We start from the raw sequence: 15,845 nt of genomic DNA, 5'->3' as shown, positions 1-15,845 counted from the left end.
TCAATCATGAAAAAGACAATCAGCATAAATATAGGTGGTATCATTTTCCATATAGAGGAAGACGGGTACGAGAAATTGAAGAGCTACCTGGCTTCCATCCAAAAATATTTCTCTTCGTTTGCGGACAGTAAAGAAATCGTTTCGGATATCGAAGGCCGTATCGCCGAGAGGTTTACCAATAAACAAAAAACTGAAAATAAGCAGGTTATCTCGCTTACGGATGTAGAGGAGCTGATCGCCGCAATGGGAACGGTCGCCGATTTTGAGGCCATCGAGCAGGCAGAAGATATTCTGGCCGATCCGCTTGAAACAGCTACGGCGACGCAGACAAATATCCCGAAAGTGGAGGTGCCTCCATTTGTTCCTCCTAAAACAGAACCTGAAAAACCGGCCGGCCCTAAAAAGCTTTACCGGGACCTTCGCCGCAAATTGCTCGGCGGGGTTGCAGCTGGTCTGGCGCATTATTTCACCGTTGATCCGATCTGGGTCAGACTTGCATTTCTGTTCGCGGTAGTTGGTCTGCCGGCCGGTTCGGGGATGATGAACCTGAATATGGAAGATGAATTCGGGCCGTTTTCGGGCTTTATGGTGCTGGTTTATATTGCAATGTGGGTCGCTTTCCCCGGAAATTCGACATTGGAAGAGGATACCAAGATCAAGAAATTCTTTCGTGATCCGGACAGAAAAGTAGTTGGTGGGGTAGCTGCCGGGGTAGCTTCTTATTTTGGGGTCGATTTAGGTGTTGTAAGATTTCTCTGGGTGCTTTCCATTCTGTTCTTCGGTACCGGGATCATCATCTATATCGTACTGTGGGTAATTTCTCCGGTAGCCAATACGCTGACTGAAAAAATGGAAATGCAGGGCGAGCCTATTACGCTTTCCAATATCGAGTCGAATATCAAACAGGGTTTGAATTTTGATGAAAAAACCGGTGAGGAGCATATTCTGACAAAAGTCCTACTGTTTCCTTTCCGCGCTATCGCTTTGGTGATCACAGCTTTGGGGAAGTTATTAAAGGGCTTAGGTCCGATTATCCGGATCCTGATCGGCGCATTGCTGATCGCCATGTCCGTAATGGGTTTGCTGACATTGGTGATAGGAGGCGGCGTGGCGCTGGGACTTACTAATATCGAACATTTTGACGATCTGCCGATTCCTTTTCTGATATTCAAAGAGTTACCTGAAATATTGATCTTGTCCGGGATCCTGGTAGCTGCTATTCCGCTGGTAACTTTTCTGATACTTGGGCTGACTTTGCTGTCGAACAAAAAGATCGTGACCGGAACCGTTTGGCTTACTATGCTTGGACTGTGGATCGTAGGGATCATCGGCAGCACGATCGGTGGCGTTTCTTACCAGCGCAATTTCGCAAAACGTGGCGAGGTGGTACAGTCTGCTTTTTACCCGATACCTGCGGGTACAATAACCCTCGATTATAATTACACGCACGACGAAGAAAACGTAGACGTAGATGTAAGGCTGGCAGGATTGAATGCGACAGATAGTATTGAGATCATAAAAACGCTGCACGCCCGGGGCAGAACACGCGAAGATGCGGAGCACAATGCAGAAATGCTGGTTTACAATGTGGAAATTAAAGATTCTGTATTTCTTTTTACCGAAGGACCAACTCTCGCAAATAACGGCCGCTTCCGTGACCAGCGAATCGACCTGACGCTGAATCTGCCTTATAATAAGCCTTTCATCATGACCCACGATTTTTACTATTCTTTAAATCAATGGGAGCCGGGAATGCAAATCATGGAACGGTATGAGCTAAATAACAATGAGGTGAAATGGGATAACCTGATCTGGGAAATGCGCCGCGATTCCGGCATGATCTGTACCAATATGCCCGCCAAATTCCTCAAAAGCGAAGAAGATAATAATGAAGACGCTGACTATTCTTTTGAAAACGATTACAGCACTGATCTTGAACTGGGAGAAAGAGGTACTTATATAAAACAGTTTCCGGTTAGTGATTTTAACAAAATCGATATCGGGGGAGCATATGCTATCGTGGTACGCCAGGGTGCAGAGTTCAATGTAACCGCCGATGCGCAAGACCAGGGTGATATCGATGATCTGAAAATTTTTGTAGAAGGCAATACATTAAAAGTAAAGCGTACCGCAGAATTCAACCTTTTCAGCAACGACTGGAAAAGAATAGGGTTGGTGATCACGATGCCGACCATTGAAGCTGTGAATTTGTCGGGAGCGAATAAAACGCTGGTATCCGGTTTCAAAGGCTTGCCTAAATTGACTGTTGATATTTCCGGTGCGTCAAAATCGGAGGTGAATGTGGAAGCCGACCAGCTGACAGTAGGAGTGAGCGGTGCTTCAAAAGTTACATTGAGAGGTTCAGCCAAGACCGCCTCGCTTGACGCCCACGGCGCCTGCAAGGTAACTGCCACAGAGATGGCGATTCAGACTGCCGATGTTGACGCTTCGGGCGCTTCGAAAGTCGACCTGGGGCGGATCCCTAACCTGGAACGTCGTGCAAGCGGGGCTAGTAAAATTAATGTTGAGCAGTAAATGATACGCGTGCAACTTTAAGTAAAAAGCAATCATCTTTTGGCAAACCAATTAATTTGAACTTATGAAAAAGGCATTCATTTTCCATATCGCCGCCGTCCTGCTGGTCGCTATGACAATTTCGGCCCAGGCACAGGAATCCAAAAAGTTCTCTGTATCGAATTTCAACAGGCTGTCGATGGGCAGCGCATTTAAAGTGGAGGTGAAGCAGGGAAGTACTTTTGATGTAACAGCAACCGGCCGCAGCGAAGATCTGAATGACCTGGAAGCGCGCGTTTCGGGAGGTGAACTGAAACTGTATTACAGGGGAAATGGCTGGTCCAAAAACCGCAAAACTGTGAAGGTAAGCATTACAATGCCGAACCTGCAAGGGATCGACTTCTCTGGCGCAAGTACCGCGAATGTTGCTGGTTTCTCAGGTGTAAAAACCATGGAAATTGAAGTGAGCGGCGCATCAAAAGTGAATATGGACCTGAAAGCGACGAAGGTAACAATGGAACTATCGGGCGCGTCTTCGCTGGTACTGAACGGAAGCTGCGATACGCTGGACGGAGAAGTTTCAGGAGCCTCTTCTTTTAAAGGAAGTGATTTTCAAACCAAAGAGGTTAATATAGACGCATCGGGCGCAAGCAGTGCGGCTGTTTACGCGAGCAATGCAGTACATGCAGAAGCTTCCGGCGCCAGCAGCGTGCGCTACTCCGGCGGTGCGAAAGACATTCATTCCAGCACATCGGGCGCAAGTTCCGTGAAGCGGGGCAACTAGGATTTTCAATTCACCATGATAAAAGGAAGGAGCCGGCACTGTCCGGCTTTTTTGTTGTGCCCCCAACCGACAAGTCAACTTATTTAGGCAAGAGTAATATATTTGGCACTATTATAAATCGGTGGAATAAAGCTTTGTTGAGATATTACCAATTTACCTCGGGGATGAGAAGCAACGCTATTAAACTGGCCCACATTATTGCAGCCGCACTTTTCCTGATCTTATCTAATCCCTGCATCGACGCGAATGCGCAGGGCAGGTCGAAGTTCGGGAACCGATATGTAAACCCATTTGGGAATCTAAGCATTACGGCAGGAGCGGGCGTTGCCTATTACATGGGCGACTTGCAGGATGGTGTCAATATGAAGCATCTGGGACTCGGTCCATCGATTTCGGTGGGCGCATTATACCGGCTCACAGAGCATTTCAGCGCACGCGGGGAGCTACGATTTTACAAGGTTTCCGCAGATCAGCAGTATTCAAAAAATTTCCAGAATAACCTCTCTTTTAAAACATTCAATCCGGATATCAATCTGGGTATCAAAGCAGACCTGTTCTCTTTCAATCGCCGGGCTCCTGTTAATCCTTATCTGATCGGCGGAATTGGTTTTACTTTATTGAATCCAAAAGCGGAAATCGACGGAGTCTGGCACAAGCTGGCCCCATTGACGACCGAGGGTGTTAAGTATAACAGGCTCCCGCTCGTTTTTACCGCAGGAATCGGCGTATCTTTCAAAACTACTGATCGGTTAAGCCTGGGGGTGGAGCTCTGCAATAACTTTATGAATTCAGATTACCTGGACGATGTGAGCACCGTATATCCTAATCCTGATCAGCTGTCGAGCGACCTCGCGCGCCGACTTTCTGACCGGGCCCCGGAAATAGGGGAGCCGGCGCGGCAGCCGGGATTCAGCCGGGGAAGTGCCAAAAGCAAGGACAGCTATTTGTTTTTACAAGTGCGCGCCGCCTATTTGATCGGAAACCGCACGGAGGCGAAGGAGCGGAAGAAGACGCGCTGTCCCAAATTTTAGATTTATCCAAAACAACATGTTGGAACCAAAGCACCCGCACCAATCGGAAGTGACCATGACCGAAATGGTCCTTCCCAACGATACCAATACTTTAAACAATCTGATGGGCGGGAGACTGCTGCATTGGATGGATATCTGTGCGGCAATTTCGGCTCAGAAGCATTCAAATCGCATTGTAGTGACTGCTTCTGTTGATAACGTTTCCTTCACCGAGCCGATCCGGCTGGGCAATATCGTGACCATGCGCGCGAAAGTCACCCGGGCATTCAGTTCGTCGATGGAAGTGTTTCTGGAAGTGTGGGCTGAGGATATTCCCGCTGGTGAGCGCGTCAGTACGAATCGCGCCTTTTATACTTTCGTGGCTGTGGACCAGAACGGCCGGCCTATTGAAGTACCGGCGCTGGAACCGGAAACTGACGAGGAAAAAGACTTGCACCTGAGCGCACTCCGCCGCCGCCAGCTCCGTCTGGTACTGGCCGGCAGGCTCAACGCCGCCGATGCGACCGAGCTTAAAGCGCTTTTTCAGGTTAGTTAAAGCTGTTGCGTGCCATTATTTGGTAATTTCGCAGCATCAACTCTTTATTACTTATGGCAAAAGAAATTATATTCTCAGATAAAGCACCGGCTCCGATCGGTCCGTACAGCCAGGCTGTAAAAGTGAATGGTACCCTGTATGTTTCTGGACAAATTGCTGCTGAACTGGCGCAATCCGGCGATATCAAGGCAGAAACCGGTGTAGTAATGCAAAACATCGGGCACATTCTGGGCGCTGCAAAAATGGGCTTTCAGCACGTAGTAAAAGCGAGCATATTCTTGAAAGATATGAATGATTTTGCCGCTGTAAACGAGATCTACGGCAGTTTTTTCACCCAAAACCCACCAGCCCGCGAAACCATACAAGTAGCCAAATTGCCAAAAGACGTGAACGTGGAAATTTCGGTGGTTGCGGTGGAGGGATAGCGTTAGTTGCGTGTAGTTAACGTAAGGCACTTGTTGTCATTTATGGTCAAGGGTAGTCATTTATTGTTAGTAACCATTAAGAACAACAAGCGACCATAAGTGATGACAAATGACAATGGATGTCATTCATGGTCTAGGGTAGTCATTTATTGTTAGTAACCATTAAGAATAACAAAGACCATAAGTGATAACAAATGACAATGGATGTCATTCATGGTCAAGGGTAGTCATTTATTGTTAGTAACCATTAAGAACAACAAATGACCATAAATGACAACAAATGACAACGAATGTCCCAGAATAAAGTCAAAAATCTTAGAATTGAATAAATGAACAATCAACCCGTTCGAGTGCGATTTGCCCCTAGCCCTACTGGTCCGCTGCATGCGGGCGGAGTGCGAACTGCTTTGTATAACTATCTTTTTGCCAGGCAGCAGGGAGGGCAGATGTTGCTCCGTATTGAAGATACTGATCAGAACCGCTTTGTGCCCGGCGCCGAGGCTTACATATTGGAGGCGCTTTCTTGGCTGGGAATAGAAATAGACGAAGGCCCGCAGCAGGGCGGCCCGCACGCTCCTTACAAGCAATCTGAAAGAAAAGATATTTACCGCGAATATGCTGAAAGGCTGGTTCTGGAAGGGAAAGCTTATTATGCATTCGATACCCCCGAACAGCTGGACGAAATGCGTAAGCGGCTCGAAGCGGCGAAGGTAGCAGCGGCACAATACAATGCGATTACCCGCATGGAAATGACCAATTCGCTGACTTTGCCTCTTGGTGAAACTAAAACCAGAATCGAAAGCGGAGATCCTTATGTGATCCGCATGAAGATCAGTCCAAAGGAGGAGATCAGGTTCAATGACATGATCCGTGGCTGGGTAGTGGTGCATTCATCGCAGATTGATGATAAGGTATTGCTGAAATCGGACGGAATGCCGACTTACCATTTGGCCAATATCGTCGACGACCATTTAATGGGCATTACTCACGTGATCCGGGGAGAAGAATGGCTTCCTTCGGCTCCGTTGCACGTTTTATTATACCGTTACCTGGGCTGGGAAAGCACAATGCCGCAGTTCGCGCATTTACCTCTTTTGCTGAAACCCGACGGAAACGGAAAGCTTTCGAAACGCGATGCAGACTTGGGCGGTTTCCCGATATTCCCGCTGGAATGGACGGATCCTAATACAGGTGACAAGGCGAAAGGTTTCCGTGAAGAAGGCTATTTGCCCGAAGCTACTGCCAACTTTCTTGCATTGTTAGGCTGGAATGCGGGTACCGAGCAGGAAATGTTCAGTATGGAAGAACTGATCAGGCTATTCAGTCTGGAAAGGGTGCACAAGGCGGGGGCGCGGTTTGATATTCAGAAAGCGAACTGGTTCAATCAGCAGTATCTCAAACTACTGAGTGAAGAGTCGATCATATCCGAATTACGAGCGCTCTATCTTGCCAAAGGTCTGGCTGTTTCGGATAGTCAGCTTACCCAGATCGTACATTTGTTGAAAGATCGCGTGCATTTTGTGCGGGAGATTGTGAGCGAGTCGCTCTTTTTATTTATAGCTCCTGAAACGTACGATCAGGAAGTTGCTTTGAAAAAATGGAATGAAGAAGCTGTACAGGCGATTTCAGGATTGAGGGATGCATTAGCAGATTATTCGGGAGAATTTACTGCTCACGAGATCAAAGAACTGATCGCTGCAACGCTGGAAACGATGGGCGTGAAAATGGGTAAGGTAATGCAGGCACTGCGCCTGGCTATTACCGGCGCAGGAGCTGGCCCGGACCTGATGATCATCATGGAAATCTTAGGTAAAAATGAAGTTGTAAAACGCCTGGACGATGCTTTGAACCGTTTGTCAGCGCAAATCAGGCTGGCATAGAAGTTATATCACCGTACAATCAATTTGTATTGATAGCGGGTTATTAGGTATTATTTTCGTAAAAATTGAAATCCAGATTACGCGAGTATCTGTTGCTTTTTAAACAAAATGGCTAAAAAGAAACAAAACGATCCTTCCAAACCGGTCCCGGAAAAACCGAGGGTGCACAAAGACCTCGATGGTTTTGATATTCAGATCAATTCCTTCGGTGAGATTACCACAAGCTTTGACATGGACAAGATTAACGAGTTCCTGAACAAGAATGTGGATGATAAAAAGCTGCGCGACCGGGAGGATATTCCGGGAAGAAAAACGCGTAAGACGAAGAAGAAAACTTCCGAAGAGGAGGAAGAAGAGGAGTAGGGGATTTTAATATTTGACTGAAATTTACCAGATAACCTTTACGAAAAATGATCTCACACGAAATCGACTACAAAATCATTGGCGACGATATCCAGGTCGTTGAAATTGAGCTTGACCCGAATGAAACCGTGATCGCGGAAGCCGGCGCCATGCTTTTTATGGAAGACGGTATCCAGTTTGAAACCAAAATGGGCGACGGTTCTGAGGCTAACCAAAGCATTATGGGCAAGATATTCCAGGCAGGTACGCGCTTGATCACGGGTGAATCGCTGTTTATGACGCATTTTACTAACCGCGGAGTTGGGAAGAAGAAAGTCGCATTCGCAGCGCCTTACCCGGGTACTGTAATGCCGATTGACCTTTCCAAAATTTACAGCAATGAGCTGATCGTGCAGAAAGACGGATTTTTGTGCGCGGCAATGGGTACAAGTATGAAAATCCATTTCAACCAGCGTTTCGGATCGGGCTTATTTGGCGGGGAAGGATTTATTTTGCAAAAGATCAAAGGCGACGGAATGGCATTCGTGCACGCGGGCGGCGTAGTAATGGAGCGCCAGCTGAACAATGAAACATTGCGTGTAGATACCGGCTGCGTAGTTGCATTTGAGCAGTCGCTCAGCTTTGACATTCAACGTTCGGGCGGCTTGAAATCGATGGTATTTGGCGGCGAAGGAATGTTTCTTGCTACGCTCAGAGGAACCGGCCGATGCTGGATCCAGTCGATGCCGATCTCAAAACTGATCCAAAGACTTTCCGCAGCAGGACCGAATGCAAGAAAAGAAAGCGGTTCGGTGATCGGAGGTTTGGGAAATTTATTTGAATAGAGTTAGCTAGCTATAAAGCATATACAAAGGCAGGGATTAGGTTCTCTGCCTTTTTTCATTTCACCAATACCCTCCTCGAAACTACCCCGCGTTCAGAAGTAACTTTCAAAATATAGCTTCCTGCGGGCAGCATATGAATTGGTTTAATGGTGATCAGACCAATCACTTCCCGGTCTGAACAGTTGATTGGATGCTCGCGGCCGGCCATGTCGAACAATGCGTAATCTGCTTTGTTGCCAGTTGCTTTCAGGTAGAATTCACCTCCACTTACAGGGTTTGGGAAAATTGTGAAATCAGGCGGGCCGCCGTTTCGGAAGTAAGTAATAATCCTCGAAAACGCTTCGCTCCCGTTTTGATAAGACAGTTTCAGGCGGTAAAAATTAGCCTCGGAATTCGGATCAATGTCGCGATATCCGAAGACCTGCGATTGATTTGGTGACACGTCAAAAGTTTGCAGATCGCTGTAAGTGATCCCGTCCGGGGTTTTTTGTAATACCACCTGCCGGAGCTGCGGATCAACCGCAAGCAGCCAGGAAACGTAAATAGCGTTCCCGGTTGGGCGGACTGACAGTTTGTTTACAAAATCAACCTGCGAATAGCTGTTATCCACATAAAAAGAATCGGAAACACTGCCGGGCAGAGTTGGGCTTGTACCGGTTAATCGAATGCGGTAATAGCCGTTTCCCAGTTCGCGCGGCAGACTTATCTGTATTGGATTTGCATTATTTGTTGCCAAAGTATCTACAAAATTTCCTGCATTGTCGAGCAGCTCGGCCTGGATATTCTGGTTGGAAACAGCATTTCCATCGATTGTATACGGAATTGAGAATGCAGCACCGGGAAATGCGAGTGCCGGGACTACGCCGGTATGAATGCTGTATTTCGGAAGAATAGGAGCTAGCTTTTCGACAAGGGAATCGGCCAGACTACGGTTCCAGGCTTCGGCAGCGAGCGTGAGGCCAGCTACACCGCCAGGCAGACTTTCAAAATGTCCCGACACTGGTCTCGGAATCTGAATTGTATCCAGATAGGGCCCTTTGAATGCATTAAACCCGGCAATTTCAGTCAATCTGTTTTGAGCATTCAGTACTGGTAAATATGGGTTTGGAAGCAGGTTACTGACCGAGTTTCTTGCCAGAACCCAGGAAACATTGTACCCTGCATTAATGCGGCTGTTTGCGATCAAAGTGCGGATGTGATTGAAATAATTTGTTTCGTTAAAACCCAGCTGCGCGTCGTTCTCTCCATGTGAAAAAAGCACCGCTCTTACGCCGGTTGAAGCAGTGAGATATTTGAGTGTGTTCACGATATTGCTGTAAGGCTGGCGATTCGGCCAGAATTTCCCTACATACAGATTGTAAGCATCTTTTCCCGTCGCCGCGTCGCGGTAATTCTCGGAATTCGCGGCTGCCCAGGCGGTGTTGAAAAACAATACCGGGCAATTCCACCGGGCAGAGAGCCTGTCGCCCAGCTCGCCCCAATACCAGGAAGTTTCACCGTTCGGAAAAACGAAATTTTCTTTTCGCAATACCTCAAATGTCGGTGCGGGCAAAGGCTGGTTCGGCGCTACCGTGATGTTTTCGCGGTTGAGTATTTTATTGGTTTTATTAAAAGAGATTACATCAGAGGAAGCATCTTTCGCTCCCAGGCCCGGCAGGCCCATCGCATTGGAATTGCCGGCTACCATAAATACCTCTCCCACGCCGACACGCGCAATAACTGTGGAATCTGTAAATCCCTCCTCCGTTGTTCCGATCAATTTGAGCTGGTACCAGCCGCTTTCAGCCTGAAACGTAAAGCTCACAAATCCCTGCGCGATATGATCGGGCGTTGCATTCATTTCCCTCCCTGAATGTAAATTACCTTCAATAGGAGTTAGTACTGCTTTAATATTGGAATAAGGAAAATAGGAATAAGCAGTAACCGGGATATTGGCAAAACCTGCTGTGTCGCGCTGCATTACCTGGTTATTTACCGGCGAGAAAATGCTTAACTGAGCATAGGAAGCATTAAATGCAAAGAGAAATAAAAGCCAGACAGTAAACTTCCAATTTTTCATACAATAAACATCTTCCCCCAAATCCCTATAACGCTTGAATTTAGCGTAAAATTGATCGTGCCAATATAACTTAAAAACAAAAAGAGCCGGCCCCATAAATGGACCGGCTCCTGTATTGAAATGCTAAACTTAATAACCCGGGTTCTGAGGTGTCAGGTTAGGGTTGTTTCTCAATTCCGGAATTGGAATAGGGAACAATAGATGTTTTTCCAGCAACGGAGCACCACCGCTTACATTCAGGTTACGGTGACCTACGAAGTTATCAAAGCCTCCGGTCGTTTCGTTGAACACTTTACGCAGACGAACCATGTCAAACCATGTAATTCCTTCGTATGCGAATTCGTGCCAGCGCTCACGCCACACAGCTTCCGCAAATGTTGCTTTGGTGAAAGTTCCCATTGCAGGAGTCGTCAGTTTCGCACGGTCTCTGATCGCTTTGAGAGCTGCATAAGCTTCTGCATTCGGTCCGCCAACTTCGTTCTGCGCTTCTGCATAGATCAAAAGCACTTCTGCATAACGGATCAGGTTCACATTCAGGTTGTTAAGCCTGGTTGGTGTAATACCAGGGCCACCCAATGCAGCAATGTTGAAATACTTGAACACATAAGGCTGACCAAGCTCAAATTTAGCACCTGTACCATTTTCATAGTAAGACGTGTAGAACCAACCCTCCTGATCTTTGGCACGAAGATCGCCTTTTTCGTAAGAATTGTAGAAAGAAAGCGTAGGTACCGTACTTCCCGTTCCGCTAGGACCTGCATAGGTTACCGCTTTGAAGTTCGGGAAATAGTCATTCAACGGGAAAGGTTCCACTACTGTGTTATACTGGATCTGGAAAATGTGTTCCAGCCTGTTTTTCAGGTTTTCCTGGTGCAGTTCTCTGTAAGTCGGGAACAGGTTCAGGGTGGAAGGATTCGCTTTGGAGTAAGTAATTACTTCCAGCGCTTTATCCGCAGCCAGCTTGTAGTGAGAAGCACCTTTGCTCAATGGGAACCCTGCCATAGTAAGGTATACCTTCGACAAAAGTGACTTAACCGCTATTTTAGAAGCACGTCCGTTTGTATTGAAATCAGCAAATCCGGCAGCTTCGGCAGCAGTTAGATCTTCCACGATCAGGTTGTAGATTTCCTCCTGAGGTGTTCTGGTAGGATTAAAATCTTCTGAGCTGGCAGTCTGAGGCAGTGTGATCAAAGGTGCATCGCCCCAAAGTCTTACCACATAGAAATATGCCCAGGCACGCAAGAACCTCGCTTCACCGATCAAACGCGTTTTCTGAGCTTCGTTAGCAGCAGGGAACTGGATTCCCGGAATCTTTTCAATAGCCAGGTTCGCATTCGCGATCACGCGGTACAATCCGTTCCAGAAGTTCGCAATGTGACCTGTATTGCCATCGTGGATCAATGCATACAAGTTGTTCAGATCTGAGTTCTGACCAGTTTCTGTTGTAGCTGTACCCGTTACAGCTTCCAGCATTTGCCAGTTAGCAGAGAAAATACCAGCACCCTGTCCGTAGAAACGCATCTCAGCATAAGTAGCCGCAACAGCCGCTTCTGCGTGATCAGGAATGGTGTAAAATGTATCCGGTTGAAGGTTCGACGGGTCTTGCTCGTCCAGGAAGTCGGAGCAGCTTGTCGGGCCCAGCAGGATTGCCCCGCAAAGCAGGAGCTTGGAAATGTTTTTATTATATAGTTTCATACTGAATTTCATTTTTGATAATCCTGATAATCTGGTTGTTAGAATGTTACCTGAATACCTCCCATGTAAGTGGTCGGTCTTGGATAGCTGTGCCAGATCATCCCTTGCGAGAATACGTTGTCTGCGTCTCCACCACGGATCGGCGTTTGTTCCGGATCGCCGTGAGGATATTTGCTAAGTATGAAGAAGTTTTGAGCAGATACATAAAGTCTCAGTTTGCTCATTTTCAACTTGCTTGTAAGTTCAGACGGGAAGTTATAACCAAGCAACAGGTTACGTCCGCGCAGGAACGAGCCGTCGAAGATCCAGCGGGTATCTACGTTTGTCACGTAACCAGCTTTTGTATCACGGATCTGGGCTACCATCGTGTTCTGGTTTTCCGGAGTCCATGCATCTAGTACAGTTGCGTAGCTGTTAGCAAGTGCTTGACGGTCTTCGCTTGCGTGCAGGTTCATGTCCATCAGGTCATTTCCGTACGAGAATTGAAGGTCAAGTGTCATATCGAAGTTTCCGAAACGCAGGGAGTTAGAAAGTGTTCCCCATCCTTTTGGACTACCGTTTCCGATAATCGCGCGGTCAGCATCGGTGATCTTGTAATCTCCGTTCAAATCTTTGTACTTCACGTCACCCGGCAGCATTTGCAGGTTACCACGGTAGCTGGTGAATTTAGCAGCTTCGTCTCTCTCCTGTTCGCTCCATGTACCAAGACGGGTAAGTCCCCAGAATGCACCAACAGGCTCTCCGATACGCAGGATGCTGGTTTGGTTGGTGATAGAAGGACCGCCCACTCCGAAGATATCTGCCGGTGTAGCCAGCGACAACACTTTGTTTCTGTTGAATGAGATATTGAAGTTGGTATTCCAGGAGAAATTAGCTCTCTCGAAGTTAACCGTGTTCAAAGCAAACTCGAAACCTTTGTTTTCCATAGAACCGATGTTCTTCCTGATCACAGCATAACCGCTTGTACGTGGAACGGGTGCATCCAGAAGCATGTCGGTTGTTTTACGATAGTAGTAGTCAGCTTCGAAAGAGATTCTGCCTTTCAGGAAACTGATTTCAAGACCACCGTCGGTTTGTGCAGTTTTTTCCCATCTCAAATCATTGTTTGCCAGCCTGTTGATACCGGTTCCACCGATACGGGTGTCGCCATAAACAGTTGCATAGTTAGATCTCAGCAAAGGAAGTGACGAGTAAGGAGGAATCTCCGAGTTACCTGTCAAACCATAGCTGGTACGAAGTTTCAAGCTTGAAATCAGCGTGTTACCTTTCAGGAATTCTTCGTCAGATACTTTCCATGCGAATGCAGCAGATGGGAAGAATGCAAACTTGTGGTTATCCCCGAATTTGGAAGAACCATCCGCACGGCCTGTTACTGTGAAAAGATATTTTTCAAGCAACGTATAGTTAGCACGCCCGAAGTACGAGTTAAACGCAAAACGGGAAGCTCCTGAAAGGTACGGGTTAGAAGATGGAAGAACTGCACCTGCGCCTAGGTTATCGAAACCAAAGTAATCGGTTGCGAAGTTCTGCGAACCAATAGCGGTTGTTGAGATATTGGTTTCCTGCCATGAAATACCTCCAAGCAGATTAATGGAGTGGATTCCAAACGTTTTGTTGTAGGTAAGCAAATTTTCCCACGACCAGAAAATCTCTTTTCTGTTCTCTTTTCTTGCTGTTCCCAATTCATTAGGCGTCAATGTACGCGTCTGAGACTGGTTTACTTCCTGGCCGATGATATTAACACCCAATACAGAGCGGAATTCAAGACCTTTTGCAAGTGTAACGTTTCCGTAAAGGCTACCTAACGTAGTTTGCGTATTCAGGTTGTACCTACGTCCGTTCAAACGGTGAACCGAGCTGAATGCACCTTCCGCACCAGGATAATCGCGGTTGTTAGCGAATGTTCCGTCAGGGTATTTAACAGGAAGGAAAGGAAAATCCTCCACCATCTGGCGTGGAACCGCATCGTTAATGTCTACAAGGTTTTCAGCCTGGTTGTTATAGCTCAGGGTACCACCAATGCGAAGCCATTTTTTTACCTGATCATCAAGGCTGAAACGGGTTGAATAACGTTTCAGGTAAGATGTTTTGATCAAACCCTGGTCATCACGGTAGTTAAGTGACAGCGAGTAGGTAGTTCTTTCATTACCGCCGCTGAAACCCAGCTGATGGTTTTGAGAAACACGGTGTTGTGTTGATTCTTCAAACCAGTCAGTGTCATAGTTTGGAGAAAATGTTCCGTCTGCATTCTTTGTGAAAACGTCCGGGTGAGCAGTAGCCAGCTGTGCGCGGCGCACAAGCGGATCGTGGGTTTTGTATTTACCTGCATCCCAACCAGCTTTGTCAAATTTCTCCATGTTTTTGTATGCAAGGTCTTCCACAGCCATGTATTCTTTGGCATTCAGAACCTTCGCTCTTTTTGGTCCGGCTGTTGGTACGCTCAGGTCAAGACCGTAGCTGATTACGCCTTCGCCGGATTTACCTCTTCTGGTGGTGATCATGATCACACCATTCGCGCCTCTTGCTCCGTAAATCGCAGTAGAAGATGCATCTTTCAAAACCTCAACAGATACGATATCGTTAGGGTTAATAAAGTCGATCGCCTGGCTCTGCTGATTTTGGTTACCCTGCGGCAACATCACTCCATCCACCACATATAATGGGTTATTGGAAGAGTTAATAGAGCTAAAACCGCGGATACGTACGTTGGAGCGACCGCCCGGGCGACCCGAGTTTACGTTCACCTGTACACCCGAGATCTTACCTTGCAGCGCCTGGTTCAATGAAGGTGCTGGTCTTTCTCTCAATTGTTCTTCTTTTACAGAACCTACTGATCCTGTCAAATCCGACTTTTTAGCAGTACCATAACCGATTACGACAACTTCGCTCAATGCTTTTGAGTCGGATTCCATCGCAAGGTCGATTGTAGTGCGGTTGCCTATCTCAACTTCCTGACCCACGTATCCGACAAAGCTGAAAACCAGTGTGCCGCCGTTATCAGGCACCTGAAGAGTATAATTACCGGTTCCATCGCTGGTAGTACCTGTGCTGGTACCTTTTATTACCACGTTTACGCCCGGAAGACCTTCGCCATTTTCTTTATCAGTAATTTTTCCTTTGATCGTCTTATCAATCCGGATCACGGTTGACGCGCTCGCGTCGGCTGCTACCCCTGCAAAGGCAACTACGGAACACGAAAGCGCCGGCAGAAGTACTAGTGAATTTCGGAAACCCCGCATACGGAGCATCCATTGATTAGTATCGGTATTTTTCATTTAAAGGTTAGTTAAACGTTTCTCATAAGTGATTGGTCGTAGTTTGCATTATTCTTTAATCATAGTTGACTGGTTAGGTTGAAGTTTACGGTGAGATTATAATTATATCAAATATTTAATTTATTACATTTTTTTTCGGGAAAGGTTTTCGTGGTTCTTCATTTAATCTGTTTAGATCTTCTTGACTGCCGCGTTCAAATATGTTATTGTGATACGGGCATTGGTACTCAATTTTTACCGAAGGTGATGAACGATGGGGATATTAAAAATCTTCCGCTTGATCGTCCTGTGAAATTGTGGTGCCAGTAGGGTATTTTTATAAAGTCTTAAAAATGCGTTGCAATATTATAATATTTAGCAATAAACTTCCTAGAAAACGGGCTTTTAAAACATAAATATTTGTGCAAACGTTTGCATAATTTTAGCTTAAAACTTTTGTAACTATGCTTGAATTCAATAA

The 15,845-nt window shown here is 46.7% G+C and carries 11 protein-coding genes; 8 read left to right on the top strand and 3 right to left on the bottom strand.

Annotation, left to right across the window (positions count from 1 at the left end):
- The first annotated feature begins 6 nt into the window (after nt 1–6).
- The 8 genes from LZG94_RS17415 to LZG94_RS17380 all read left to right on the top strand — a co-directional run bounded on the left by LZG94_RS17415 (nt 7) and on the right by LZG94_RS17380 (nt 8,356).
- Nucleotides 7–2,535, top strand: coding sequence for a PspC domain-containing protein (locus LZG94_RS17415; RefSeq protein WP_233793063.1), 2,529 nt, complete (start codon nt 7–9; stop codon nt 2,533–2,535).
- A gap of 64 nt (nt 2,536–2,599) precedes the next feature.
- A complete protein-coding gene (locus LZG94_RS17410; RefSeq protein ID WP_233793062.1) occupies nt 2,600–3,298 on the top strand; it encodes a head GIN domain-containing protein in 699 nt (232 codons plus the stop codon).
- Nucleotides 3,299–3,462: 164 nt separating this feature from the next.
- Nucleotides 3,463–4,329 carry an outer membrane beta-barrel protein gene (locus tag LZG94_RS17405; protein WP_233793061.1) on the top strand — a complete coding sequence of 289 codons (867 nt, stop codon included), beginning with the start codon at nt 3,463–3,465 and terminating at the stop codon, nt 4,327–4,329.
- A gap of 16 nt (nt 4,330–4,345) precedes the next feature.
- On the top strand, nt 4,346–4,864 hold the full coding sequence (locus tag LZG94_RS17400; protein ID WP_233793060.1) for an acyl-CoA thioesterase: 519 nt from the start codon (nt 4,346–4,348) through the stop codon (nt 4,862–4,864).
- A gap of 53 nt (nt 4,865–4,917) precedes the next feature.
- Nucleotides 4,918–5,289 (top strand): Rid family detoxifying hydrolase, encoded by a 372-nt coding sequence (locus tag LZG94_RS17395; protein WP_215234796.1) that lies wholly within the window; start codon nt 4,918–4,920, stop codon nt 5,287–5,289.
- Between the two features lie 329 nt (nt 5,290–5,618).
- Nucleotides 5,619–7,169: a glutamate--tRNA ligase gene (gene gltX / locus LZG94_RS17390; protein WP_233793059.1), complete on the top strand. Its 1,551-nt coding sequence runs from the start codon at nt 5,619–5,621 to the stop codon at nt 7,167–7,169.
- 108 nt (nt 7,170–7,277) lie between these two features.
- Nucleotides 7,278–7,532 (top strand): hypothetical protein, encoded by a 255-nt coding sequence (locus LZG94_RS17385; protein ID WP_215234794.1) that lies wholly within the window; start codon nt 7,278–7,280, stop codon nt 7,530–7,532.
- A gap of 47 nt (nt 7,533–7,579) precedes the next feature.
- Nucleotides 7,580–8,356, top strand: a complete 777-nt coding sequence (locus LZG94_RS17380; RefSeq protein ID WP_215234793.1) for a TIGR00266 family protein — start codon at nt 7,580–7,582, stop codon at nt 8,354–8,356.
- 55 nt (nt 8,357–8,411) lie between these two features.
- Here LZG94_RS17380 and LZG94_RS17375 read toward each other — a convergent pair whose 3' ends face one another.
- The 3 genes from LZG94_RS17375 to LZG94_RS17365 form a co-directional block, all read right to left on the bottom strand.
- Nucleotides 8,412–10,415 (bottom strand): T9SS type A sorting domain-containing protein, encoded by a 2,004-nt coding sequence (locus LZG94_RS17375; protein WP_233793058.1) that lies wholly within the window; start codon nt 10,413–10,415, stop codon nt 8,412–8,414.
- 129 nt (nt 10,416–10,544) lie between these two features.
- Nucleotides 10,545–12,110, bottom strand: coding sequence for a RagB/SusD family nutrient uptake outer membrane protein (locus LZG94_RS17370; protein WP_409013307.1), 1,566 nt, complete (start codon nt 12,108–12,110; stop codon nt 10,545–10,547).
- A 38-nt stretch (nt 12,111–12,148) separates the two neighbouring features.
- A complete protein-coding gene (locus LZG94_RS17365) occupies nt 12,149–15,385 on the bottom strand; it encodes a TonB-dependent receptor (protein WP_233793056.1) in 3,237 nt (1,078 codons plus the stop codon).
- Nucleotides 15,386–15,845: the final 460 nt, after the last annotated feature.

Origin of the sequence: Dyadobacter sp. CY343 (assembly GCF_021390335.1) — a bacterium.
In the GTDB taxonomy this organism is placed as follows: domain Bacteria; phylum Bacteroidota; class Bacteroidia; order Cytophagales; family Spirosomataceae; genus Dyadobacter.
This window is presented reverse-complemented; position numbering and strand designations above follow the sequence as displayed.

Coding starts and splice junctions, on each gene's coding strand:
- LZG94_RS17370 (WP_409013307.1), bottom strand. CDS start 12,110: ATGAAACTATATAATAAAAACATTTCCAAGCTCCTGCTTTGCGGGGCA.
- LZG94_RS17415 (WP_233793063.1), top strand. CDS start 7: ATGAAAAAGACAATCAGCATAAATATAGGTGGTATCATTTTCCATATA.
- LZG94_RS17395 (WP_215234796.1), top strand. CDS start 4,918: ATGGCAAAAGAAATTATATTCTCAGATAAAGCACCGGCTCCGATCGGT.
- LZG94_RS17400 (WP_233793060.1), top strand. CDS start 4,346: ATGTTGGAACCAAAGCACCCGCACCAATCGGAAGTGACCATGACCGAA.
- LZG94_RS17380 (WP_215234793.1), top strand. CDS start 7,580: ATGATCTCACACGAAATCGACTACAAAATCATTGGCGACGATATCCAG.
- LZG94_RS17405 (WP_233793061.1), top strand. CDS start 3,463: ATGAGAAGCAACGCTATTAAACTGGCCCACATTATTGCAGCCGCACTT.
- LZG94_RS17365 (WP_233793056.1), bottom strand. CDS start 15,385: ATGAAAAATACCGATACTAATCAATGGATGCTCCGTATGCGGGGTTTC.
- gltX (WP_233793059.1), top strand. CDS start 5,619: ATGAACAATCAACCCGTTCGAGTGCGATTTGCCCCTAGCCCTACTGGT.
- LZG94_RS17385 (WP_215234794.1), top strand. CDS start 7,278: ATGGCTAAAAAGAAACAAAACGATCCTTCCAAACCGGTCCCGGAAAAA.
- LZG94_RS17375 (WP_233793058.1), bottom strand. CDS start 10,415: ATGAAAAATTGGAAGTTTACTGTCTGGCTTTTATTTCTCTTTGCATTT.
- LZG94_RS17410 (WP_233793062.1), top strand. CDS start 2,600: ATGAAAAAGGCATTCATTTTCCATATCGCCGCCGTCCTGCTGGTCGCT.